This window comes from Streptomyces sp. NPDC054975 (assembly GCF_053609105.1).
The window spans coordinates 239789-262337 of sequence record NZ_JBSGWV010000001.1 but is presented as its reverse complement, the minus strand read 5'-3'; the positions used below and the strand labels follow the sequence as shown (position 1 = coordinate 262337).

Genomic DNA, 22549 nt, shown 5'->3' with positions numbered 1-22549 from the left:
CGGTGGGCGTAGCCCCCAATAAACCCCCCCGCGCCGCGCACCCCACGGGGGGGCCCCCCCACCCCCCCCCCCGTGACGGCGGACCGACGCACGTCCATATGCACGTGAAAGTGCACGCGCTGAAGGCGTGAACTCTGCGTTCCTCACGCACGTGCCAATGGCGTGTGACCAAGAACGGACCGCGAATTTCCGTTTCCACTCGCTCTCCCGGCGGGCGATCAGTAGCCTCGGCTCGAACACCGGCCGCGAACACATGGCCGTATCCTCCGTGGCGACTTGTTGGAGACATTGATGGAGCGTCCCGCCTGGGCCCCGCCGGGTATCGATATTTCGGTACCGAGCGTGTCCCGTATGTACGACTTCTATCTGGGCGGCTCGCACAATTTCGAGGTGGACCGGGAAGCGGCCCGCAAGGCCATGGAGTTCATGCCGGGTCTCCCCAAGGTCATGCAGGCGAATCGTGCCTTCATGCGTCGCGCGGTGCGTTTCGCCGTCGACAACGGCGTCACCCAGTTCCTCGACATCGGTTCCGGTATACCGACGTTCGGCAACGTCCACGAGGTCGCCCAGGCGGCGTCCCCCGACGCGCGCGTGGTCTACGTCGACCACGACCCGGTGGCCGTCGCGCACAGCCGCGCCGTCCTCGAGGGCAACGACCGTGCCGCCGTGGTCGCGGCCGATCTGCGCAAGCCGCGGGAGATCCTGAACAGCCCCGAGGTCGGCGAACTCCTCGACCTGGACAAGCCGGTGGCGCTGCTGCTCGTGGCCGTCCTGCACTTCCTGGAGGACGAGGACGAACCGGGCAGGGCGGTCGCCGAGCTCATCGACGCCCTCGCCCCCGGCAGCCTTCTTGTGCTGACCCACGCCTCGTTCGAGGGCATCCCGCTCCCTCAGGACGAGGCCGAAGGCACCGTCGGGGTCTACCGGAGCATCCGCAGCCCGCTCGTGATGCGCTCCCACGGCGAGATCGGCCGCTTCTTCGAAGGCTGCGAACTCGTCGAGCCGGGCCTGGTCTCCATGCCCGACTGGCGACCCGACAGCCCGGTCGAGGACGAGGATCCCTTCGCCTTCTCGGGCTTCGCAGGGGTGGGGCGCAAAGCGTGAAGGTGCCGTCGCAGCCGTCCGGTTCCGGCGCGGAGCCGGACGGCCTCGAGGACAGACTCAGGCGGTTCGTGACCATCTGGAGCCGGGCCATCTTCCCGGTCACGGCCACCTCGATGACCCGCGCAGAGTTCGAGCAGCGTCTGCTGCCGCTCGCCCGTGATCTGCGCGCCGCGCTGCACGACCGGTCCTTCGACACGGCTCCCGCGCACCGCGCCGGAGCCGCGCTCGTGAGCGTCCACTGCACCGACCCCGACGCGCTCAGCCGCACCCTCGGGGTCATCGACGCGTACCTGGTGCTGTACTGCGGCGAGGAGGAGGCCGGAGCCACGGCCACCGTCACCGGTGCCTCCATGGAGGAGCTGCGGGCCCGCTGCTCACGGCTCCAGCACGCCATGGCCGCCGGCTTCGCCCAGGCGCTGCGCGAGCGGACCCGCCTGGAGCAGGAGGCCATCGCGCGCTCCGCGCTCAACGCCCGCAGCGCCGCCGAAGTCGCCCTGCACGCCACCGAGAGCCGCTTCCGTGCGGTCTTCGACGGGGCCGCGATCGGGATCGGCATCGCCGACCTCGACGGCAACATCCTGGAGATCAACGAGACCCTGACCCGGATGTTCGGCGGTCTGGAGCAGCACGTCCGCAGCCGCAACGTCAGCGAGTGGGCGCACCCCGAGGACGGCCCGCACGTCTGGAAGCTCTACGGCGAGCTGGTGCGCGGCGAGCGCGACCACTACCGCGTGGAGAAGCCGTACTACCGGGGCGACGGCACGGTCCTGTGGACCAACCTCACCGTCTCGCTGCTGCGCGACGCCGACGGCGCCCCCCAGTACCAGCTGGCGCTGATGGAGGACACCACCGAACGGCGGCTGCTCAACCTCCGGCTGAGGTACGAGGCGACCCATGACGCGCTCACCGGACTGCCCAACCGCACCCTGTTCTTCGAGCGCCTGGAGAAGGCGCTCACCTCGGCCGACGGCGGGCGCTTCGGCCTCTGCTACCTCGACCTGGACGGCTTCAAGGCCATCAACGACAGCCTCGGCCACTCGACCGGTGACCGGCTGCTCGTGGAGGTCGCCGACCGGCTGCAGAGCTGCGCCACCGCGCCCGGCGAGATGGTGGCCCGGCTCGGCGGCGACGAGTTCGTCGCCCTGACCACCGGCCCGCACACCGAGCGGGAGGTCGTGGAGCTGGCGAACCGTATCCTCGGCGCGCTCGCCACCCCCGTCCGGATCGACGGCCGCGAACTGACCGTCCGCGGCAGCGTCGGCGTCGTCGAGGGACCGGCGGGGGAGCGGACCCCGGCGGAGGTGCTGCGCAGCGCCGACATCACCATGTACCGGGCCAAGTCGGCAGGCGGCAACCGCTTCGAGTTCGCCGACGCCGAGGCCGACGCCCGCGCGATCACCCGGCACGGGCTGACCACCGCGCTGCCGGCGGCGCTGGAGCGCGGTGAGTTCTTCATCGAGTACCAGCCGCTGGTGCACCTCGGCGACGGCAGCGTGCACGGCGCCGAGGCGCTCGTACGGTGGTGCCATCCGCAGCACGGGGTCCTCGGACCCGACCGGTTCATCCCGCTCGCCGAGAACACCGGCCTGATCGTGCCGCTCGGCCGCTGGGTCCTCCAGGAGGCCGCCCGCCAGGCCCGTTTCTGGCAGGCCCGGCACGCAGACGGCGGCCCGCTGCGGATCAACGTCAACCTCTCGCCGACCCAGCTGCACCACCCGCGCCTGGTCGCCGACACCGTCGACGTCCTGGAGCGGTCGGGGCTCGAACCGGGCGCGCTCTGCCTGGAGGTCACCGAGTCCGCGCTGATCGGCGCGGACGACGATCTGCTGAAGCCGCTGCGGCAACTCGCCGAGATGGGCGTGGACATCGCGCTCGACGACTTCGGCACGGGCTACTCGAACCTGGCCAACCTGCGCCGGCTTCCGGTGAGCGTCCTCAAGCTGGACCGCTCCTTCACCCAGGGCATGCAGCAGCACCCGGCGGACCCGGTCGACCTCAAGATCGTGGAGGGCATCGTCTCGCTGGCGCACAGCCTGGAGCTGGCGGTGACGGTCGAGGGCGTGGAGACGGGCGCGCAGGCGCAGCAGCTCCGCGAGCTCGGCTGCGACACGGCCCAGGGCTGGTACTACGCCCGCCCCGGCGCCCCGGACCGCATCCACTCCTTGGTCCTGGCGGACGCGGTGTAGCCAGGCGCGGCGCCCCGCCGTCGTGGGCAGTCGTTCCGCTGGGGCGCCATCCCGCCCCCGTGTGGGCAATCGTCCCGCTGGGCGGGACGGGTGGGCACACGGGACGGCGCCCACGCCGGGCCCAGGCTCCCGGTGCCTGCGGTCACCACGGGTGCGGCGCCGTCGTGGAGGCGGCGCGGTCAGGTCGAGTGGACGAGTAGGCGTTGCAGCTCGCGTGCCGCTCGCGGTGGCGCCACGTCGCTGCGGTGGGCCAGGGCGATCGTGCGTCGTAGGCCGGGACGGGCCAGGGCCGTCACGCGGAGGTCGCGGCCCGCCCGGGCGGCGACCATGGCCGGCACCACCGCCACCCCCAGACCCGCCCGTACGAACCCGAGGACCGCGTCCATCTCCCCGCCCTCCACCGTGAACGAGGGCTCGAAGCCCTCCGCCCGGCACGCGGCCACGGTCAGCTCCCGCAGGTCGTAGCCGTGCCGGAACATCACCAGCGGCTGGTCCCGCAGATCCGCGATCCGCACCGGCCGCGCGGGCGACGGCGCCGCCGCGCTCGACACCACCACCAGGTCCTCGCGCAGCAGCTCCACGGTCGTCAGCGCCGGAGACGGCGTCGGCAGGGGCAGGACCACGAGCGCCAGGTCGAGCGCGCCGCGCGCCAGCTCCCGTACGAGATCGTGCGAGCCGCCCTCCTCGATGAGCAGCCGGATCCCCGGGTGCAGGTCGTGGAAGGCACGCAGCACGTCCGGCAGAAGGCCCGTGCACAGGCTCGGCGTCGCGCCGAGCCGCACCCGGCCCCGCTTCAGCTGCACCAGCTCCTGCACCTCGTGCCGGGCCGTGTCGGTGTCCGCGAGGATGCGCCGTGCCAGCGGCAGCAGGGCCTCGCCCGCGTCGGTCAGCGCGATGTTCCCCCGCGCCCGGCTGAACAGCTCCGCCCCCAGCTCCTGCTCCAGGGCCCGGATCTGCTGCGACAGGGAGGGCTGGGAGACGTGCACCCGCTCGGCGGCGCGCGTGAAGTGCCGGGTCTCGGCCACGGCCACGAAGTACAGAAGCTGCTGGAACTGCATAGGCTCAGCCTATCGAGATGAGCGAGACCATGTCTTGGACCTCTCGGGCCCTTGGGCCCTAGCGTCTGTTGCATGGCTCTGGCAACGAAGACGGCACCCCCGCCGCCCACCCGCTCCCGCGGCTTCTGGTCCTCGACCATCGGCAAGAAGACCGTCATGGCCGTCAGCGGCCTGATCATGCTCGGCTACCTCGTGGCCCACGTGATGGGCAACCTCAAGGTCTTCTTCGGCCCCGAGGAGTTCAACGCCTACGGCCACTGGCTGCGCACCATGGGCGCCCCCGTGCTGCACCACTCCTGGGCCCTCTGGCTCGTCAGGATCGTGCTGCTCGCCGCCGTGGTCGGCCACGCCGTCTCCGCCTACCAGCTCAGCAGGCGCGACATCAAGGCCCGCCCCACCCGCTACGTCCACCGCCGCAAGCGGTCCTCGTACGCCACGCGCACCATGCGCTGGGGCGGGATCATCCTGGCCCTCTTCATCGTCTGGCACGTCCTGGACCTCACCACCGGCACCGTCCACTCCGGCGGCTTCCAGGAGGGCAGGCCGTACGAGAACGTCGTGGACACCTTCTCCACCTGGTACGGCAACGCGATCTACATCGTCGCCATGCTCGCCGTCGGCCTGCACGTCCGCCACGGCTTCTGGAGCGCCGCCCAGACCCTCGGCGTCGGCAACGCCCGCCGGGAGCGGCTCCTGAAGATCCTTGCCAACGGCCTCGCGCTCGTCCTGACCGTGGGCTTCGTCTCCGTACCCGTAGCTGTCATGACCGGAGTGGTGAGCTGACATGAGCTTCCTCGACTTCACGACCGGAGAGCCGGTCGTCGACCACAAGGCCCCGGCGGGGCCCATCGCCGAACGCTGGGACACCCGCCGCTTCCAGGCCAAGCTGGTCAACCCCGCCAACCGGCGCAAGCACACCGTCATCGTCGTCGGCACCGGCCTCGCGGGCGGCTCCGCCGGCGCGACCCTCGCCGAACAGGGCTACCACGTCGTCCAGTTCTGCTACCAGGACTCCCCGCGCCGGGCCCACTCCATCGCCGCCCAGGGCGGCATCAACGCCGCCAAGAACTACCGCAACGACGGCGACTCCATCCACCGGCTCTTCTACGACACCGTCAAGGGCGGCGACTTCCGCGCCCGCGAGTCCAACGTCCACCGCCTCGCCCAGATCTCGGTCGAGATCATCGACCAGTGCGTCGCCCAGGGCGTGCCCTTCGCCCGCGAGTACGGCGGGCTCCTCGACACCCGCTCCTTCGGCGGCGTCCAGGTCTCCCGTACCTTCTACGCCCGCGGCCAGACGGGCCAGCAGCTGCTGCTCGGGGCGTACCAGGCGCTGTCGCGGCAGATCGCGGCCGGCAACGTCGAGATGCACGCCCGCACCGAGATGCTCGACCTGATCGTCGTCGACGGCCGGGCGCGCGGCATCGTCGCCCGCGACCTGATCACCGGCGCGATCTCCACCCACTACGCGGACGCCGTCGTCCTCGCCAGCGGCGGCTACGGCAACGTCTTCTACCTGTCGACGAACGCGATGAACTCCAACGCCACCGCCGTCTGGCGGGCCCATCGGCGCGGCGCGTACTTCGCCAACCCCTGCTTCACCCAGATCCACCCCACCTGCATCCCGCGCACCGGCGACCACCAGTCCAAGCTGACGCTGATGAGCGAGTCGCTGCGCAACGACGGCCGCATCTGGGTCCCCAAGGCCAAGGGCGACACCCGCCCGGCCGCCGAGATCCCCGAGGACGAGCGCGACTACTACCTGGAGCGGATCTACCCCTCGTTCGGCAACCTCGTCCCGCGCGACATCGCCTCCCGCGCCGCGAAGAACGTCTGCGACGAGGGCCGTGGCGTCGGCCCCGGCGGCCAGGGTGTCTACCTCGACTTCGCCGACGCCATCCGGAGGATGGGCCGCAAGGCCGTGGAGGAGAAGTACGGCAACCTCTTCGACATGTACGCACGGATCACCGCCGAGAACCCGTACGAGGTTCCGATGCGGATCTACCCGGCCGTGCACTACACGATGGGCGGACTCTGGGTCGACTACGACCTCCAGACCACCGTGCCGGGCCTGTTCGCCATCGGCGAGGCCAACTTCTCCGACCACGGCGCCAACCGGCTCGGCGCCTCCGCGCTGATGCAGGGCCTCGCCGACGGCTACTTCGTCCTGCCCTCGACCATCAACGACTACCTCGCCCGCCACCCGCACGCCGAACAGGTCACCGACGAACACCCGGCGGTCCGCGAGGTGCTCGCCGAGACCGAGGACCGGCTGAACCTGCTGCTGGCGGTGGACGGCGACCGCACCCCGGACTCCTTCCACCGCGAACTCGGCGAACTGATGTGGGAGTTCTGCGGCATGGCCCGTACCGAGGAGGGCCTGCGCAAGGCGCTCGACCGTATCCCGCAGATCCGCGAGGAGTTCTGGCGCCGCATCAAGGTCCCAGGCACGGGCGAGGAGTTCAACCAGTCGCTGGAGAAGGCCAACCGGATCGTCGACTACCTGGAGCTCGCCGAGCTGATGTGCCTCGACGCGCTGCACCGGGCCGAGTCCTGCGGCGGCCACTTCCGCGAGGAGTCCCAGACCCCGGACGGCGAGGCCGAGCGCCGCGACGAGGAGTTCTCGTACGTGGCGGCCTGGGAGTTCACGGGGGACGCCCCCGTGCTCCACAAGGAAGAGCTGACCTTCGAGTACGTCCACCCCACCCAGCGGAGCTACGCATGAAGCTCAACCTGCGCGTCTGGCGCCAGAAGAACGCCGACGCCCCCGGCGCCATGGCCACCTACGAGGTGGACGGCATCTCCTCCGACATGTCGTTCCTGGAGATGCTCGACACGCTCAACGAGGAACTCATCCTGCGCGGCGAGGACCCCGTCGCCTTCGACCACGACTGCCGCGAGGGCATCTGCGGCGCGTGCAGCCTGGTCATCAACGGCGACGCCCACGGCCCCGAGCGCACCACCACCTGCCAGCTCCACATGCGGTCCTTCCGCGACGGCGACACCATCGACATCGAGCCCTGGCGCGCCTCCGCCTTCCCGGTCGTCAAGGACCTGGTGGTCGACCGGTCCGCCTTCGACCGCATCATCCAGGCCGGCGGCTACATCAGCGCCCCCACCGGCTCGGCCCCCGAGGCCCACGCGACCCCGGTGCCGAAGGCCGACGCCGACTTCGCGTTCGAGCACGCCGAGTGCATCGGCTGCGGCGCGTGCGTGGCCGCCTGCCCGAACGGCTCGGCGATGCTCTTCACCTCGGCGAAGGTCAACCATCTGAACGTCCTGCCCCAGGGCTCGCCGGAGCGCGAGAGCCGCGTCCTGGACATGGTCGGCCAGATGGACGCCGAGGGCTTCGGCGGCTGCACCCTCACGGGCGAGTGCGCGACGGCCTGCCCGAAGGGGATCCCGCTGCCGTCGATCGCCGCGATGAACAAGGAGTGGCTGCGCGCGCGTCGTAAGGCCCGCCACTGAATCCCGGATTCCGGCGCGGGGCACGGCCGCTTTCGGACAGTCCAGGGGCGTGACCCCTGCCACGTCCCGCACCCCGGAGAGGAAGATCTTCACGAGATCGTCGTGATCTCCGTAAGATTTTCATCTCCGGGTGTTGCGGTGTCTCCGCACGGCAAGATCAACTCTGTTCAAGTCTGTACATTTCGCTACGAGTTGGCCATTTCGCGACCAACCGACATCTGGTGATTTCCGGCGCTCCGGAACCCTTGGGTATTGATGGTCCTGCCGGGGGCATATGACCAACCCCCGGTCCTGTTCGACCACTTGGGGGACCAGTCATGTCCAGCATCACCCGCCGCAAGGCGCTCGGCGTCGCCGCAGGCGCAGCCGGGGCCGTCACGGGCCTCACCGTCGCCGGATCCGCGGGCGCGGCCGCACCGCGGGCCGCGGCCCCGGCCGCCGGCTCCGCCCCGGCGTCCTTCGACGAGACCTACCTGGGCCGACGCATCAAGGGCGGCCCCGCGCACGGCGGCGGCCATCACGGGGGGCACCACGGGGGCGGCTACTCCGTGACCATCGACGGCGAGGAACTGCACGTCATGCAGAACGCCGACGGCACCTGGATCAGCGTGATCAGCCACTACGAGCCGGTCGCCACGGCCAAGGCGGCGGCCCGCGCCGCCGTCCGGGAGCTGAGGGGCGCGCCCCTCGTTCCGCTCACCCTCGTCTGACCCGAACCAGGAGCCGCACCACCATGACCGTACGCAAGAACCAGGCCGCCCTCACCGCCGACGAGAAGCGACGCTTCGTCGACGCGCTCCTCGAGCTCAAGCGCTCGGGCCGCTACGACACCTTCGTCACCACGCACAACGCCTTCATCATGGGCGACACGGACAGTGGCGAGAGAGTCGGCCACCGCTCGCCCTCGTTCCTCCCCTGGCACCGCCGCTTCCTCATGGAGTTCGAGCAGGCGCTGCAGTCCGTCGACTCCACGGTCGCCCTGCCCTACTGGGACTGGACGGCCGACCGCACAGCCCGCTCCTCGCTCTGGGCCCCCGACTTCCTCGGCGGCACCGGCCGCGCCCGCGACGGCCAGGTGCTGGACGGCGCCTTCGCCCGCAGCGGCAACCGGTGGACGATCAACGTGCGGGTCGACGGGCGTGACTTCCTGCGGCGCGATCTGGGCGCCGGCGGCCGTCAGCTGCCCACCCGCGCCGAGGTGGACTCCGTCCTCGCCATGGAGACCTACGACATGGCGCCGTGGAACAGCTCGTCGGACGGATTCCGCAACCACCTGGAGGGCTGGCGCGGCGTCAACCTCCACAACCGCGTCCACGTCTGGGTCGGCGGCCAGATGGGCACGGGAGTCTCCCCGAACGACCCCGTGTTCTGGATGCACCACGCGTTCATCGACAAGCTGTGGGCCGACTGGCAGGCCCGTCACCCCCGGTCCACGTACCTGCCGGCCGCGGGCACGGCGAACGTCGTCGACCTGAACGACACCATGCGCCCCTGGAACAACGTGACCCCCGCGGACATGCTGGACCACACCCGCCACTACACCTTCGACACGGCGGCCTAGGGTCTCTCGTCCGGATCAGGCCGGATCAGGCCGGTCGGTCGCCGACCGCGCGCAAGGTGCCCGGGCGGCGGCCTACCAGCCGGTCCAGGGCGGCGGAGGACGCCTCGTCGGCGGGCAGCCGTACCACCAGCTGCTGCCCGTCGGTCTCCGCCAGCTCCAGCACCTCGTACGCGAGGCGCAGTTCGCCGGCCTCGGGGTGCACCAGGCGCTCCACGCCCGAGCGGTCCGGCAGGACACCCGCCGAAGCCAGCCGGTCGGAGAACGCCGAGCCCGCGGTGATCGTCAGCTCCCTGGCCAGTTCCGCCATCGTGGGCTCGGAGCCGGTGATGCCGAAGTACAGCGCCGCCACCTGCTGGTCGGCGACCCGGTCCCAGTCCGGGTAGACCTCGCGGGCCCGGGGGTCGGTGAAGACGTAGCGCGGCAGGCTCGGCGGGTCGCCGTCGAGCAGCCCCACGGGGCCCGCGAGCCGCGCGTAGCCGTCGCTGTACGCGACGGTCTCGCCCAGCATGTTCGTCACGGCGGCCGGGGTCTCGCCGAGCCGGTCGAGCAGGGTACGCACCGTGGACCGGACCTCGCGGGCCGGCGCCGGGGCGGCCGTGCACAGGTGCTTGCGGTCCTGGGACTTCAACAGCCGCCGCATGTGGACCCGGGCGTCGAGCGGCAGCCGCAGCGCGTCGCTGAGCGAGCCGAGGACCTGGGCGGAGGGATTGCGGTCCCGGCCCTGCTCCAGGCGGGCCAGGTACTCCACGCTGATCCCGGCCAGCATCGCCAGCTCCGCCCGCCGCAGCCCCGGCGTCCGCCGGCGCGTCCCGGCCGGCAGCCCGGCCTCGGCGGGCGTGAGGGCCTCGCGGCGGGCGCGCAGGAAAGCCCCCAGTTCGTTGTCGCTCATCCCTCGATCGTACGAGGAGGGGAGGAAGGGAGGGTGGCCCTGTCACTACCAGCCTGCGCACTACCCGCCTCTGCGCGGCCTTCCTCGCGGCGGTGCCAGGCCGCAGCGTTGAGCCATGACCAACGACGCGCAGATTTCCACGACCGCTCTTCCGCTGATCCCCGGACGCTGGGCCTTCGACCCGCTGCACTCCGCCGTCGGCTTCACCGTCCGGCACCTCGGCATCTCCAAGGTGCGCGGCCGCTTCAACGACCTGGACGCCGAGCTGGTCGTCGGCGAGAGCCTGGCGGACTCCTCGATCACCGCGACCGTCGCCCTCGCCTCGATCGACACCGGCAACGCGGACCGTGACGCGCACGTGCGGGCCGCGGACCTGCTCGACGTCGAGAAGCGCCCGACGATGACCTTCCGCTCCACCCGGATCGGCGGCGCGGGGGAGGAGTGGACCCTGGAGGGTGACCTCACCATCGGTGACGTGACCCGCCCCATCACCTTCGACGTCGAGTTCGGCGGCGTCGTCGACGTCCCGGTGGACGGCAGTCGGCACGCGGGCTTCGACGCGACCGGCGAGTTCCGCCGCAGCGACTTCGGCCTGGACTTCGCACCGGGCTTCCTCGGCGACGTGATCAAGGTCAGCCTGGAGGTCCAGTTCGTCGAGCCCCAGCCGTCCAAGTAGCCCAGGCGACCCATGACTTCCGGGGTTCCCGGCCGGTGTTCAGCCGGAGAGCCGGGCCGCGAGATACCGCGCGGTCCGGCTCTCCGGTGCCTCCGCCACCCTGCGCGGCGGCCCCTCGGCGACGATCCGGCCGCCCTCCTCGCCCCCGCCCGGCCCCAGGTCGATCACCCAGTCCGCCGTGGCGACCACGTCCATGTCGTGCTCGACGACGACCACCGTGTGACCGGCGTCGACCAGGCCGTGGAGCTGGCGCATCAGGACCTCCACGTCGGCCGGGTGGAGTCCTGTGGTCGGCTCGTCCAGGACGTACAGGGTGTGACCCCGGCGCGGTCGCTGGAGCTCGGAGGCCAGCTTGATGCGCTGGGCCTCACCGCCCGACAGCTCGGTCGCCGGCTGTCCGAGCCGCAGGTAGCCGAGGCCGACGTCGAGCAGCGTGCGCAGGCTCCGGGCCGCGGCGGGCGTGTCGGCGAAGAACTCGGCTGCCGACTCGACCGTCAGGTCGAGCACCTCGGCGATGGTGAGACCGCGCAGCCGGACCTCCAGCGTCTCCGGGTTGTAGCGGGCGCCCCCGCAGTCGGGGCAGGGCGCGTACGTGCTCGGCAGGAAGAGCAGCTCGACGGAGACGAAGCCCTCACCCTGACAGGTCTCGCACCGCCCACCGGGCACGTTGAACGAGAACCGCCCCGCCTTGTAGCCGCGGGACCGTGCCTCCTCGGTCTCCGTGAACAGCTTGCGTACGACGTCGAAGAGGCCCGTGTACGTCGCCAGGTTGGACCGGGGCGTCCGCCCGATCGGCCTCTGGTCGACCGTCACCATCCGCTCCACGCCCGCGAGTTCCTCGCTCAGCTCGCCGACCAGCGTCGACTTGCCCGAGCCCGAGACCCCGGTCACCGCCGTGAGGACCCCGGTCGGGAAGCCCGCCTCCACGGCCCTGAGATTGTGCCGCGTGACGGGCCCGACGCGCAGTAGGCCCGTGTGGGGACGGACCGCACGCTCGGGTACGGGCGCGCGGTCGAAGAGGAAGCGGCGCGTCGCCGACTCGGCCACCCCGGCGAGTTCGCCCGGCGGGCCGCTGTGCAGGACCCGGCCGCCGTGCACCCCCGCCCGGGGGCCGACGTCCACGATCCAGTCGGCATGACGGACCACGTCGAGATGGTGCTCGACCACGAACACCGTGTTGCCGGCCGCCTTCAGCCGGTCCAGGACCACCAGGAGCGCCTCGGTGTCGGCCGGGTGCAGACCGGCGGACGGCTCGTCGAGGACGTACACGACGCCGAACAGGCCCGAGCGCAACTGGGTGGCGAGCCGCAGCCGTTGGAGTTCGCCGTTGGACAGGGTCGGGGTGGCGCGGTCCAGGCTGAGGTAGCCGAGGCCCAGCTCGGTCACCGTGCCGATCCGCGCGAGGAGGTCCTCGGTCAGGACGCGCGCGGTCTCGGAGCCGTCGTGGTCCGCGAGGAGCCCGGCCAGGGCCGTCAGCGGCAGGGCTGCCAGCTCGGCGATCGTACGGCCCGCGAACGTCACCGCGAGCGCCTCCGGGCGGAGCCTGCCACCCCCGCAGACCGGGCACGGGGCGCTGGTCAGGAAGCGTTCCGCCTTCGCGCGCAGCGTGGCGCTCTTCGAGTCCGAGAAGGTGTGCAGCACATAGCGCCGGGCGCTCATGTACGTTCCCTGGTACGGGCGTTGGATGCGCCCCGCCTCCCGTACCGGATGCACCGTGACGACCGGCTGCTCGTCCGTGAAGAGGATCCACCGCCGGTCCTTCGCGTCCAGCTCCCGCCACGGCCGGTCGACGTCGTGACCGAGGGCGTCAAGGACGTCGCGCAGGTTCTTCCCCTGCCAGGCCCCGGGCCATGCGGCGATCGCCCCGTCCCGGATCGACAACTCCGGGTCGGGCACCAGCAGTTCCTCACTGGTCTCGTGCACCCGGCCCAGGCCGTGGCACTCGGGACAGGCGCCGGCGGCGGTGTTCGGCGAGAACGCGTCGGAGTCGAGCCGCGCGGCCCCCGACGGATACGTACCGGCGCGGGAGAACAGCATGCGCAGCGAGTTGGAGAGCGTCGTGACCGTGCCGACCGAGGAGCGGGCGCCCGGCGAGGAGCGGCGCTGCTCCAGTGAGACCGCCGGCGGGAGCCCGGTGATCTCGCCGACCTTCGGCGCCCCCACCTGGTGGATGAGCCGCCGGGCGTACGGCGCGACCGACTCGAAGTAGCGGCGCTGCGCCTCCGCGTAGATCGTCCCGAAGGCGAGCGAGGACTTGCCGGAGCCGGACACCCCCGTGAAGACGGCGATCGCGTCGCGCGGAATGTCCACGTCGACGCCGGCGAGATTGTGCTCGCGGGCGCCGCGCACACGGACGTACGGATCGTGCCGCCGGTCGGCCGCAGGGGCGCCGGACGGGTCGGGGGAGCTGTCGGGCATGGCTTGAGTCTAGGTGTTTTCCCTGGTCAGGCCGGTACCAGGCCTGCGGTACGGGCGAGTCGGCGGTAGGAGTCGAGCAGCGCCGCACGGTCGTACGTACTGGTCGTCACCAGCACCTCCTGCGCCCCGCTCTCCTTCACCACCCGTTCCAGCGCGTCTCCGACCTGCTCCTCCGTGCCGTACAGATGCCCCGTGAGCCCCGAGGCGAAGAGCTCGCGCTGCTTGTCGGTCATGGGAAGCCTGCTGACCTCCTCGGCGGGCAGGAGCGGCGGGAAGACACCCTGGGTACGGGAGTACGCGAGCGACCACGCCTCCGGGACCAGCAGCGTCCGCGCCTCCTCCTCGGTCGCGGCGACCGCGACCGTGCCCGCGATCACGACGTACGGCTCGGTGGACCAGGAGGAGGGCCGGAAGGCGGAACGGTAGCCGTCGATCGCGCGCAGCATCCGTTCCCGGCCGCGCAGATCGCCGATCACCAGCGGAAGCCCGGCCTCGGCCGCGATCGACGCGCCCTCGCCGGTCGCCAGGACGTACGGCGGGACCCGAAGCCCCTCCGCGGGGCGGGCGTGCACCTGGGGGTGGGCGGTCTGGGTCCCCGTGAACCAGCCGAGCAGCTCGTCCAGCTGCTCCGCGAACCGCTCGGCGTCGTCCTTGTCCCGGCCGAGCGCCCGTCGGATCCCGTCGGTGAAGCCGACCGAACGGCCGAGGCCCATGTCGATCCGGCCGGGGAACAGCGACTCCAGGACGCCGAACTGCTCCGCGACGACCATGGGCTGGTGGTTCGGAAGCATCACCCCGCCGGTCCCGACCCGGATGGCGGAGGTGGCTGCGGCCACGGCGGCCGCGAGGACCGTCGGCGCCGAACCGGCCACCCCCGGGACGCTGTGGTGCTCCGAGACCCAGAACCGGTGGTACCCGAGCGCCTCCACCTCCCGCGCCAGGTCCACGGTCGCGCGCAGCGCCACGGAGCCGTCCTCGCCCTCCCGGGTCCGGGAGCGGTCGAGTACGGAGAGACGGATACCGTCGTCTGAAAGGCTCACGTGGGGTTCAACGCCCCGGGCCGCCGAGGATTCCCGGCGCGGCGGACGGGGCAGGTCGGGGAGGGTTTTCCGGCGCGGCGGACGGACAGGACCGGGGGGAGTTTCCCGGCGCGGCGGACGGGACAGACCCGGGGGGCCCGGCGCTGCACCCGGCAACCCGGAGACGTTTCCCGGTGCCGGAGGTCCGGGCGCCCTCCGCGGTTGCCTACGCTATGCGGGTGACGCGTACCAGCAGCCCCCTCGCCGTGTTCGACCTCGACAACACTCTCGCCTCCACGGCGCACCGGCAGCGATTCCTGGAGCGCCGCCCGCGCGACTGGGCGGCGTTCTTCGCCGCCGCGCCGCACGATCCGCCGCTCGCCGAGGGCGTCGCCCTGTGCCAGGAAGCCGCCGAGGAGTGCGAGGTCGTGTACCTCACCGGCAGGCCCGAGCGCTGCCGCCGGGACACCGTCGAATGGCTCGCCACGCACGGCCTTCCGGAGGGCGCCCTCCACATGCGGCGGGACAGGGACTTCCGCCCCGCGCGCGTGACGAAGCTGGAGATCCTGCGCCGACTGGGCCGCGACCGCGAGATCCGGATGCTCGTGGACGACGACGAGCTGGTCTGCGACGCGGCCGAGGAGGCGGGCTTCACCGTCGTACGGGCCCGCTGGGCGACGGCGTCGCAGACGCTCATGGACGCCCAGGAGAAGGAGGGCCGGACCTGAGAGACCGGCCCCTCGGGAGAGCTGACCCGCGCGGGGAGGGCCGTCAGTCGCCGTCCTCCAGCCGGAAGCCGACCTTCAGGCCCACCTGGTAGTGGCCGATGCCGCCGTCCACGAGGTGGCCGCGGACCTGCGTCACCTCGAACCAGTCGAGGCCCCGGAGCGTCTGCGAGGCCCGCTCGATGCCGTTGCGGATGGCCTGGTCCACGCTCTCCGTGGACGTGCCGACGATCTCGGTGACGCGGTAGGTGTGGTTCGACATGGGGGCCGCATTCCTCTCCGTGGGGGAAACTCCACCGTGCCCCACCCCGCCCCGGTCCGCGACACGTCGGATGCTCCCGGCCCCGCGCCCGTGGCGGTCAGTACGCGTCCCCTTCCGTCGAGGAGGTCACGACGCCGTCCTGCGTGAAGTCGAGACGCGAGACGATCCGGTAGCGGTCGCCCCGGTACACCGAGTGGACGTACTCGACGGGCCGTCCGGAGGTGTCCAGGGTGAGGCGCTCGATCAGCAGGGCGGGGGAGAGCACGGGAATGTCGAGCAGCTCCGCCTCGTCCTCGCTGACGACGGTGGGCTCGATGGACTGCGTCGCCTCCCGGACATGGATCCGGTGGTGGTCGCGCAGATGCTCGTAGAGATCGCCGGCCTCCAGCTCCTCGGTGGTGAGCGCCCCGGGCAGCAGGTCCGCCGGGATGTGCAGATGCTCGATGGCCATGGGTGAGCCGTCGACCAGGCGGAGCCGCGCGATGTAGAACAGCTCGGCGGCGGGGGAGATGCGGAGTTTCCGGCCGATCCGCGCCCCGGCCGTCGTTCTGGAGGACTCCAGCACCCGGCTGGACCAGGTGCCCGCGGCCCGGGGGACCGTGAACGCCGTGTCGAGCGGCATGAGTTGCTGTGTGATCTTGTCCGGAGCGACGAACGTGCCGCGCCCCTGCTCCCGTACGAGGGCACCCGTCGCGACGAGTTCGTCGACCGCGGCCCGCAGGGTGGGGCGCGAGACGCCGAGGGTGGCGCAGAGCGTGCGTTCGGACGGGATCGGCATACCAGGTCCCCGGGCCTCGATCAGGCCCAGCAGGTGCTCCCGTACCCGCTCCCGCTTCAGCACCCCGCCCGAGGGGCTGTCCTTCATGTGCTCTCCCTGGCTTCCCTGGCTCTCCTGACTGGTCAGGTGGTAAGTCCAATCCTAGCCAGAGTCGAGGGCCGGAAGTTCGGTGAACAGCGCATATTTTTCAAGGGGTTGACGGTCCCATTGGTCTATGCCACCTTCTGGGCACGCAGCTGACCACCTGACCAATTGGTCAATCCATCTTCTCCGAGGTGCCCGTGAAGATCAGCTCCCTCGCCGTCCCCGTCGCCCTGGCGACCACCCTCGCCCTTTCCGTGACCGCCTGCGGCTCGACGGACGACCCGAAGGCCGGCGGATCCGGCAAGGTCACTGTCTGGATCATGAAGGACAGCGTCACCGACGACTTCCTCACCCGCTTCCGCACCGACTTCGAGGCGACGCACCAGGGCACCACCCTCGACATCCAGATCCAGGAGTGGGACGGCATCGGCGAGAAGGTCACGGCCGCCCTGGCCAGCAAGGACGCCCCCGATGTCATCGAGGTCGGCAACACCCAGATCGCGCAGTACGCGGCGAGCGGCGGCGTCCGCGACCTCAGCGACAAGGTCGCCGACCTGAACGGCGCCGACTGGCTGCCCGGCCTCGCCGAGCCCGGCAAGGTCGACGGCAAGCAGTACGGCATCCCCTGGTACGCCGCCAACCGGGTCGTCATCTACAACAAGGACCTCTTCGCCCAGGCAGGCGTCGCCGCCCCGCCGAAGACCCGCGCCGAGTGGCTCACGGTCACCGCGAAGCTCAACAAGGGGCAGAACCAGGGCATCTACCTGCCCGGACAGAACTGGTACGCCCTCGCGGGCTTCATCTGGGAGGACGGCGGCGACCTCGCCGTACGCGACGGCAAGGAGTGGAAGGGGGCGCTCGACACCCCGCAGGCGCTCGCCGGCATGGACTTCTACCGGCAGCTCCAGGCCCTCGGCAAGGGACCCAAGGACTCCGACGAGGCCAAGCCCCCGCAGGCCGACGTCTTCGCCAAGGGAGACGTCGCCCAGATCATCGCCGTGCCCGGTGGCGCGAAGATCGTCGAGGAGGCCAACCCGGCGCTCAAGGGGAAGCTCGGCTTCTTCCCGATCCCCGGCACGACGGCGGACAAGCCCGGCGCCGTCTTCACCGGCGGCTCCGACCTCATCGTCCCCGAGGCCTCCGCCCACCCCGACGCCGCCTACGAGGTCGTGAAGGCGCTCGCCGGTGAGAAGTGGCAGACGGAGATGGCGAAGACCATGAGCTACGTCCCCAACCGCACCTCGCTCGCCCGTGTCATCCAGGACGACGAAGGCACCGCCGCCATGGCGGCCGGGGCGGCGCAGGGCCGCGCGACGCCCAACTCCCCCCAGTGGGCGGCCGTCGAGGCCACCAACCCGATCAAGCAGTACATGACCGCCGTGCTCACCGGCACCGACCCGGCGAAGGCGGCCAAGGACGCGTCGGAGAGCATCACCAAGACCCTCGGCTCGTGAGCGGGCGGCGCCGGGCCGCCCTCTGGCCCTACCTCCTCGTCGCGCCGACCGTCCTCGGCGGCGCCCTGCTCCTCGGCTACCCCCTCGTCCGCAATCTGCTGATCTCCTTCCAGCAGTACGGCATGGGCGAACTCATCAGGGGCGGCGCGCCGTTCGTCGGACTCGCCAACTACCGAAAAGTCCTCGCGGACCCGGAGTTCTGGGAGGTCGTCCGGCGCACCTTCTGGTGGACCCTGATCAACGTCGTCCTGATCATGGTGATCGGCACCCTCGTCGCGCTGGTGATGCGGCGGCTCGGCCGGCGGATGCGGATCCTGGTGACGAGCGGGCTCGTCCTGGCCTGGGCCAGCCCCGTCATCGCCACCACCACCGTCTTCCAGTGGCTTTTCGCCTCCCGCCTCGGTGTCGTCAACTGGGGCCTGGTGCGCCTGGGTTTCACCTCCTACGAGGGGTATTCCTGGCTCGCCGACGGCACGGCCGCCTTCACCGTCCTCGTCCTGCTCGTGGTGTGGCAGTCGGTCCCGTTCGCCGCCATCACCCTGCACGCGGCCCTGATGACCGTGCCCGAGGAGCTGTACGAATCGGCCCGGCTCGACGGCGCCGGCGCCTGGCGGATCTTCCGCTCGATCACCCTGCCCCTGCTCCGCCCCCTCTTCGGCCTGGTCCTCTGCCTCGAAGTGATCTGGGTCTTCCGCTGCTTCGCCCAGATCTGGGCCGTCACCCGCGGCGGCCCCGGTGACGCGACGACCACGCTGCCGGTCTACGCGTACCGGGTTGCCCAGTCCCTGCACCGCTACGACCTCGGATCGGCCGTCTCGACCCTGACCGTGCTCCTCCTGGTCGCCGTCCTCATCGCCTACTTCCGTCAGTTGCTCCGGCAGGAGGCCGACCGGTGACACCCCGCGCCCTGCACCGCATCCCGCTGAACACGGCCGCGGCGACCGTCTTCGTCCTCGCCGTCTTCCCCGTGTACTGGATGGTCCTCACCGCCTTCAAACCCACCCCCGACATCCAGGCCGAAACCCCCGTCTTCCTGCCCACCTCCCTCACCCTGGAGCACTTCGCGCACGCCGTCGAGGCCGACGGCTTCTGGCTCTTCTGGCGCAACAGCCTGCTCGTCACCGCCGGTTGCGTCCTGCTCGCGCTGGTCGTGGCGCTCGGCGCGGCATTCGCCGTCGCCCGCCTGCGCTGGCGCGGCCGGCGCGGATTCGTCCTGATGGTCTTCATCGCCCAAGTCGCTCCGTGGGAAGCGCTCTTGATCCCCATGTACGTCATCGCCCGGGACGCCGACCTGCTCGACCGGCTGGTGACCCTCACCCTCATCTACTTCATGGTCACCCTGCCCTTCACGATCGTGACCCTGCGCTCCTTCCTCGCCGCCGTCCCCGCCGAACTCGAAGAGGCCGCCCAGGTCGACGGCTGCACCCGCGCCGAGGCGTTCCGACGGGTGACGCTGCCCCTGCTCGCACCCGGGCTGATGGCCACCTCGCTCTTCGGATTCATCACCGCCTGGAACGAGTTCGCCTTCGCCAACATGCTCATCATCAAGAACCAGGACGACCGGACCCTGCCCGTCTGGCTCTCCTCCTTCTCCAACGTCTTCGGCACCGACTGGGGCGCCACCATGGCCGCCTCCACCCTCTTCGCCCTGCCCGTCCTCCTCCTCTTCCTGGTCCTGCAGGGCCGGGTCGCCGCCGGGATGACCGGCGGAGCCGTGAAGGGATAGCCCGACGCCATGCGCACACCCGCACTTGTGCCCGAGCCCACCCAACTCAGCCTGTTACCCGGCGCGTTCACCTTCGACGACGACACGGCGCTCAGGATCGCCCCCGGCGCCCAGGGCGCCGCCGAGCTGCTGCGGACCCTCCTCGGACCGGCCACCGGGCTGCGGCTGCCCGAGCGACCGGACGGGCCCGTCGTCCTCGCCCTCGACCCCGCCCTCACCGGACTGGGCGACGAGGGGTACGGCCTGACCGTCGGCGCCCACGGAGTCCTGCTGCGCGCCGCCACCGCCACGGGACTGCTCGCCGGAGTCCAGACGCTCCGTCAACTCCTGCCCACCGAGGCGCTGCTCGACCACCCCGTCACCGGGGTGGAGTGGACCGTTCCCTGCGTCCAGATCACCGACGTCCCCCGGTTCTCCTGGCGCGGCGCCATGCTCGACGTCTCGCGCACCTTCCGGTCCATCGCCTTCCTCCGGCGCTACGTCGACCTGCTCGCCCTCCACAAGCTCAACGTCCTCCACCTCCACCTCACCGACGACCAGGGCTGGCGCATGCCGGTCGCCGCCCACCCCCGGCTCACCGAGATCGGCGGCCATCCGCACGGCGGCGCCTACACCCGCACCGAACTGGCCGCCCTCGTGCGGCACGCGTCCGAACGAGGCGTCACCGTCGTCCCCGAGATCGAGATGCCCGGCCATGTCAGAGCCGCGCTCGCCGCCTACCCGACCCTCGGCAACCGGCCCGACCGCACGCTCGCGGTGTGGGACCGCTGGGGGGTGTGCGACACCGTCCTCGGGGTCCACGACGAGGCCCTGGACTTCTGCCGCGACGTCCTCGACGAGGTGATGGACGTCTTCCCCTCCCCGTACGTCCACATCGGCGGCGAGGAGTGCCCCACCACCGAATGGCACGCCTCACCCGCCGCCCGCCGACGCGCCGCCGAGGAGGGACTCGACGGGCCCGACGCCCTGCACGGCTGGTTCATGGAGCGGATCGGCGCTCACCTCGTCAAGGCCGGCCGCCGGCCGCTCGGCTGGACCGAGACCGGCGCCGACCTCCCGCCGTACTTCACCGTCATGCCCTGGCGCGACACCGTCCACGGCCTGACCGCAGCCCGTCGCGGCCACCAGGTCGTGATGGCGCCCTACCGCTCCACCTACCTCGACTACCCCCAGTCGGCGAGCCCCGACGAGCCGCCCGGCCAGCCCGGAGCCGTCGTCGACCTGCGCACCGTGCTCGGCACCGACCCCGCGCCCGCCCATTGGAGCCCCGAGGAGAGCGGACGCGTCCTCGGCACCCAGGCGCAGCTCTGGACCGAGTACGTCCCCACCGGCGCCCACGCCGAGTACCTGGCCTTTCCACGGCTCTGCGCCCTCGCCGAGACCGCCTGGACCGGGCGCCGGGACTGGCCCGGCTTCCAGGCACGGCTGCGCCACCACCGGACCCGGCTCGACACCCTCGGAGTGCCGCGCCGCCTTTCCCCCACCTCCGTCCAAGGAGAGGAATCCTCATGAGTACCCGACCCACGAGCACCGGCACGACGAGCGACGACACCACGAGCACAGGCGCGACGAGCCCCCGGACGATCGGCGCCGGCCTGCGGATACGGGCCGCGCTCGCCGTAGCCGCGGTGACCGGCCTCGGCGCCACCGCCCTGACCGCGCTTCCGGCGGCCGCGGCCGGTGAGGCCGTGACCGTCCAGTACCGGCAGAGCGCCGGTGGGAGCGACCAGGTCGAGCCCTGGTTCAAGGTCGTCAACTCCGGTTCGTCGAGCATCCCGTTGAGCCAGGTGAAGCTGCGGTACTACTTCAAGGCCGACGCGGGAGCCTCGTACACCTACGCCTGCTCCTGGGCGGTGAAGGGCTGCGCGAACCTCACCGGAACCTTCGGCACCCTCGCCCGGCCCACCGCCACCGCCGACCGCTACCTGGAGGTCGGCTTCACCGCGGGCGCCGGCAGCCTCGCCCCCGGCGCCGACACGGGCGACATGCAGCTGCGCTTCCACCGCTCCAACTGGCAACCGCTGAACCAGAGCGACGACTACTCCTTCGGCCCGACGCAGACCACGTACGCGAACTGGAGCAAGGTCACCGCCACCGTCGGCGGCGTCCAGGTCTGGGGCACCGCCCCGGCGGGCAACGAGCCGACCCCGACCCCCACCGACCCCACCACCCCGCCGCCCGCCAACGGCCCGGCCCTCTTCGACGACTTCGACTACACCGCGCACACCGACCCCTCGATCGCCGCCCACGGCTGGAGCGTGCGCTCCAACTCCGGCGGCCCCGGCGTGCCCGGCGCCACGTGGGCACCCGAGAACGTGACCTTCGCCAAGGAGGGCACCAACTCGATCATGAACCTGCGGACCTCGACCGCGGGTACCCCCGAGTCGACGCGACAGACCGAAGTCCTCACCCGCTCCATGAAGTTCAAGAACGGCACGTACGCGGCGCGGGTCCGCTTCTCCGACGCGCCGCTCTCCGGACCGGACGGCGACCGTCTCGTCCAGACGTTCTTCACCATCAACGACCTCAAGGCGCCGATGGCGGACGACTACGCCGAGTACGACTTCGAGTACCTGCCCAACGGCGGCTGGGGCGAGCCCGCCAACATCCTCTACACGACCTCGTGGGAGACCTACCGGCCCGACCCCTGGGAGGCGGTCAACCAGCACTCCGAGGTCCGCGCGAGCTACGCGGGCTGGCACGACCTCGTCCTGACCATCGACGACAACACGATCGTGTACTACGTCGACGGCCAGGAGTTCGGCCGCCACGACGCCCGCTATCTGCCCGAACGCCCGATGTCCATCAACTTCAACCAGTGGCTCATCGACCTCCAGGGTCAGACCTCGACCACGGCACGGTCCTACGACCAGAAGGTCGACTACGTCCTGCACGTCAAGGACCAGGTCCTGACCCCGGCGCAGGTGGCCGCCAAGGTCGCGGCGTACCGCACGGCGGGCACGGCCTTCGAGGACTCCGTACCGGCCGTCTAACGGCGCGCGTCCCGCGGTCCTGCCCGGGGTGAGGGGCGGGGGGGGGCGGGCCCCCCCCCCCCCCCCCGACCCCGCCCGGCGGGGCGCCAAGCGGGGGGGGGGCCCCCAACACCCCCCCCCCACCCCCCCCCACACCCCCCGCGGGGCC

General features: G+C 71.5%; 20 protein-coding genes. 14 read left to right on the top strand and 6 right to left on the bottom strand.

Annotated features, from left to right (window positions below):
- Positions 1-291: 291 nt before the first annotated feature.
- Together ACWF79_RS01255 and ACWF79_RS01250 are read left to right on the top strand one after the other, a co-directional pair.
- Entirely contained in the window at positions 292-1104 is an 813-nt protein-coding gene (locus ACWF79_RS01255) for an SAM-dependent methyltransferase (RefSeq protein ID WP_453725961.1), read from the top strand.
- Positions 1101-3290, top strand: a complete 2190-nt coding sequence (locus ACWF79_RS01250; RefSeq protein WP_453725960.1) for a putative bifunctional diguanylate cyclase/phosphodiesterase — start codon at positions 1101-1103, stop codon at positions 3288-3290. Before ACWF79_RS01255 ends, ACWF79_RS01250 begins: the two co-directional genes overlap by 4 nt.
- A 179-nt stretch (positions 3291-3469) precedes the next feature.
- On the opposite strand, the gene ACWF79_RS01245 is transcribed toward ACWF79_RS01250, so the two are convergent.
- Positions 3470-4348, bottom strand: coding sequence for a LysR family transcriptional regulator (locus ACWF79_RS01245; RefSeq protein WP_453725959.1), 879 nt, complete (start codon positions 4346-4348; stop codon positions 3470-3472).
- 72 nt (positions 4349-4420) lie between these two features.
- Between ACWF79_RS01245 and ACWF79_RS01240 the strand changes: the two genes are divergently transcribed.
- From ACWF79_RS01240 to melC2, 5 genes are all read left to right on the top strand, one after another.
- The gene (locus ACWF79_RS01240) at positions 4421-5131 is read left to right on the top strand and encodes a succinate dehydrogenase (RefSeq protein ID WP_453725958.1); all 711 of its coding nucleotides are present in this window, start codon (positions 4421-4423) and stop codon (positions 5129-5131) included.
- A 1-nt stretch (position 5132) separates the two neighbouring features.
- Complete coding sequence (locus ACWF79_RS01235) at positions 5133-7073, top strand: fumarate reductase/succinate dehydrogenase flavoprotein subunit (RefSeq protein WP_453725957.1); 1941 nt, start codon at positions 5133-5135, stop codon at positions 7071-7073.
- Positions 7070-7816, top strand: a complete 747-nt coding sequence (locus ACWF79_RS01230) for a succinate dehydrogenase/fumarate reductase iron-sulfur subunit (RefSeq protein WP_453725956.1) — start codon at positions 7070-7072, stop codon at positions 7814-7816. The genes ACWF79_RS01235 and ACWF79_RS01230 overlap by 4 nt, the downstream gene beginning before the upstream one ends.
- Positions 7817-8133: 317 nt before the next feature.
- Positions 8134-8526: an apotyrosinase chaperone MelC1 gene (gene melC1 / locus ACWF79_RS01225; protein WP_453725955.1), complete on the top strand. Its 393-nt coding sequence runs from the start codon at positions 8134-8136 to the stop codon at positions 8524-8526.
- 23 nt (positions 8527-8549) lie between these two features.
- Positions 8550-9377, top strand: coding sequence for a tyrosinase MelC2 (melC2, locus tag ACWF79_RS01220; protein WP_453725954.1), 828 nt, complete (start codon positions 8550-8552; stop codon positions 9375-9377).
- Between the two features lie 25 nt (positions 9378-9402).
- Here melC2 and ACWF79_RS01215 read toward each other — a convergent pair whose 3' ends face one another.
- Complete coding sequence (locus tag ACWF79_RS01215) at positions 9403-10266, bottom strand: helix-turn-helix domain-containing protein (RefSeq protein ID WP_453725953.1); 864 nt, start codon at positions 10264-10266, stop codon at positions 9403-9405.
- A gap of 115 nt (positions 10267-10381) precedes the next feature.
- Here ACWF79_RS01215 and ACWF79_RS01210 point away from each other — a divergent pair, with 115 nt between their 5' ends.
- Entirely contained in the window at positions 10382-10942 is a 561-nt protein-coding gene (locus tag ACWF79_RS01210) for a YceI family protein (RefSeq protein WP_453725952.1), read from the top strand.
- 39 nt (positions 10943-10981) lie between these two features.
- Here ACWF79_RS01210 and ACWF79_RS01205 read toward each other — a convergent pair whose 3' ends face one another.
- Positions 10982-13360, bottom strand: a complete 2379-nt coding sequence (locus tag ACWF79_RS01205) for an ATP-binding cassette domain-containing protein (protein ID WP_453725951.1) — start codon at positions 13358-13360, stop codon at positions 10982-10984.
- Between the two features lie 26 nt (positions 13361-13386).
- Positions 13387-14400 carry an LLM class flavin-dependent oxidoreductase gene (locus tag ACWF79_RS01200; protein WP_453725950.1) on the bottom strand — a complete coding sequence of 338 codons (1014 nt, stop codon included), beginning with the start codon at positions 14398-14400 and terminating at the stop codon, positions 13387-13389.
- A gap of 218 nt (positions 14401-14618) precedes the next feature.
- On the opposite strand from ACWF79_RS01200, the gene ACWF79_RS01195 reads away from it, so the two are divergent.
- Positions 14619-15107 carry a phosphatase domain-containing protein gene (locus ACWF79_RS01195; protein ID WP_453725949.1) on the top strand — a complete coding sequence of 163 codons (489 nt, stop codon included), beginning with the start codon at positions 14619-14621 and terminating at the stop codon, positions 15105-15107.
- Positions 15108-15150: 43 nt separating this feature from the next.
- Here ACWF79_RS01195 and ACWF79_RS01190 read toward each other — a convergent pair whose 3' ends face one another.
- On the bottom strand, positions 15151-15366 hold the full coding sequence (locus tag ACWF79_RS01190) for a dodecin (protein ID WP_453725948.1): 216 nt from the start codon (positions 15364-15366) through the stop codon (positions 15151-15153).
- 97 nt (positions 15367-15463) lie between these two features.
- A complete protein-coding gene (locus ACWF79_RS01185; RefSeq protein WP_453725947.1) occupies positions 15464-16231 on the bottom strand; it encodes a GntR family transcriptional regulator in 768 nt (255 codons plus the stop codon).
- A gap of 194 nt (positions 16232-16425) precedes the next feature.
- Here ACWF79_RS01185 and ACWF79_RS01180 point away from each other — a divergent pair, with 194 nt between their 5' ends.
- From ACWF79_RS01180 to ACWF79_RS01160, 5 genes are read left to right on the top strand one after another with little or no spacing between them, the layout of a single operon-like run.
- Complete coding sequence (locus tag ACWF79_RS01180) at positions 16426-17682, top strand: extracellular solute-binding protein (protein WP_453725946.1); 1257 nt, start codon at positions 16426-16428, stop codon at positions 17680-17682.
- Positions 17679-18578, top strand: coding sequence for a carbohydrate ABC transporter permease (locus ACWF79_RS01175; RefSeq protein ID WP_453725945.1), 900 nt, complete (start codon positions 17679-17681; stop codon positions 18576-18578). Before ACWF79_RS01180 ends, ACWF79_RS01175 begins: the two co-directional genes overlap by 4 nt.
- Positions 18575-19408, top strand: a complete 834-nt coding sequence (locus ACWF79_RS01170; RefSeq protein WP_453725944.1) for a carbohydrate ABC transporter permease — start codon at positions 18575-18577, stop codon at positions 19406-19408. Before ACWF79_RS01175 ends, ACWF79_RS01170 begins: the two co-directional genes overlap by 4 nt.
- Positions 19409-19417: 9 nt before the next feature.
- The gene (locus ACWF79_RS01165) at positions 19418-20920 is read left to right on the top strand and encodes a beta-N-acetylhexosaminidase (RefSeq protein WP_453725943.1); all 1503 of its coding nucleotides are present in this window, start codon (positions 19418-19420) and stop codon (positions 20918-20920) included.
- Entirely contained in the window at positions 20917-22401 is a 1485-nt protein-coding gene (locus ACWF79_RS01160) for a cellulose binding domain-containing protein (protein WP_453725942.1), read from the top strand. The genes ACWF79_RS01165 and ACWF79_RS01160 overlap by 4 nt, the downstream gene beginning before the upstream one ends.
- The last annotated feature ends 148 nt before the right edge of the window (positions 22402-22549 follow it).

Bases quoted from the DNA above. Each gene is read 5' to 3' on its own strand.
- ACWF79_RS01255 (WP_453725961.1), top strand. From the start codon at position 292: ATGGAGCGTCCCGCCTGGGCCCCGCCGGGTATCGATATTTCGGTACCG.
- ACWF79_RS01245 (WP_453725959.1), bottom strand. From the start codon at position 4,348: ATGCAGTTCCAGCAGCTTCTGTACTTCGTGGCCGTGGCCGAGACCCGG.
- ACWF79_RS01240 (WP_453725958.1), top strand. From the start codon at position 4,421: ATGGCTCTGGCAACGAAGACGGCACCCCCGCCGCCCACCCGCTCCCGC.
- ACWF79_RS01235 (WP_453725957.1), top strand. From the start codon at position 5,133: ATGAGCTTCCTCGACTTCACGACCGGAGAGCCGGTCGTCGACCACAAG.
- ACWF79_RS01230 (WP_453725956.1), top strand. From the start codon at position 7,070: ATGAAGCTCAACCTGCGCGTCTGGCGCCAGAAGAACGCCGACGCCCCC.
- melC1 (WP_453725955.1), top strand. From the start codon at position 8,134: ATGTCCAGCATCACCCGCCGCAAGGCGCTCGGCGTCGCCGCAGGCGCA.
- melC2 (WP_453725954.1), top strand. From the start codon at position 8,550: ATGACCGTACGCAAGAACCAGGCCGCCCTCACCGCCGACGAGAAGCGA.
- ACWF79_RS01215 (WP_453725953.1), bottom strand. From the start codon at position 10,266: ATGAGCGACAACGAACTGGGGGCTTTCCTGCGCGCCCGCCGCGAGGCC.
- ACWF79_RS01210 (WP_453725952.1), top strand. From the start codon at position 10,382: ATGACCAACGACGCGCAGATTTCCACGACCGCTCTTCCGCTGATCCCC.
- ACWF79_RS01205 (WP_453725951.1), bottom strand. From the start codon at position 13,360: ATGCCCGACAGCTCCCCCGACCCGTCCGGCGCCCCTGCGGCCGACCGG.
- ACWF79_RS01190 (WP_453725948.1), bottom strand. From the start codon at position 15,366: ATGTCGAACCACACCTACCGCGTCACCGAGATCGTCGGCACGTCCACG.
- ACWF79_RS01185 (WP_453725947.1), bottom strand. From the start codon at position 16,231: ATGAAGGACAGCCCCTCGGGCGGGGTGCTGAAGCGGGAGCGGGTACGG.
- ACWF79_RS01165 (WP_453725943.1), top strand. From the start codon at position 19,418: ATGCGCACACCCGCACTTGTGCCCGAGCCCACCCAACTCAGCCTGTTA.
- ACWF79_RS01160 (WP_453725942.1), top strand. From the start codon at position 20,917: ATGAGTACCCGACCCACGAGCACCGGCACGACGAGCGACGACACCACG.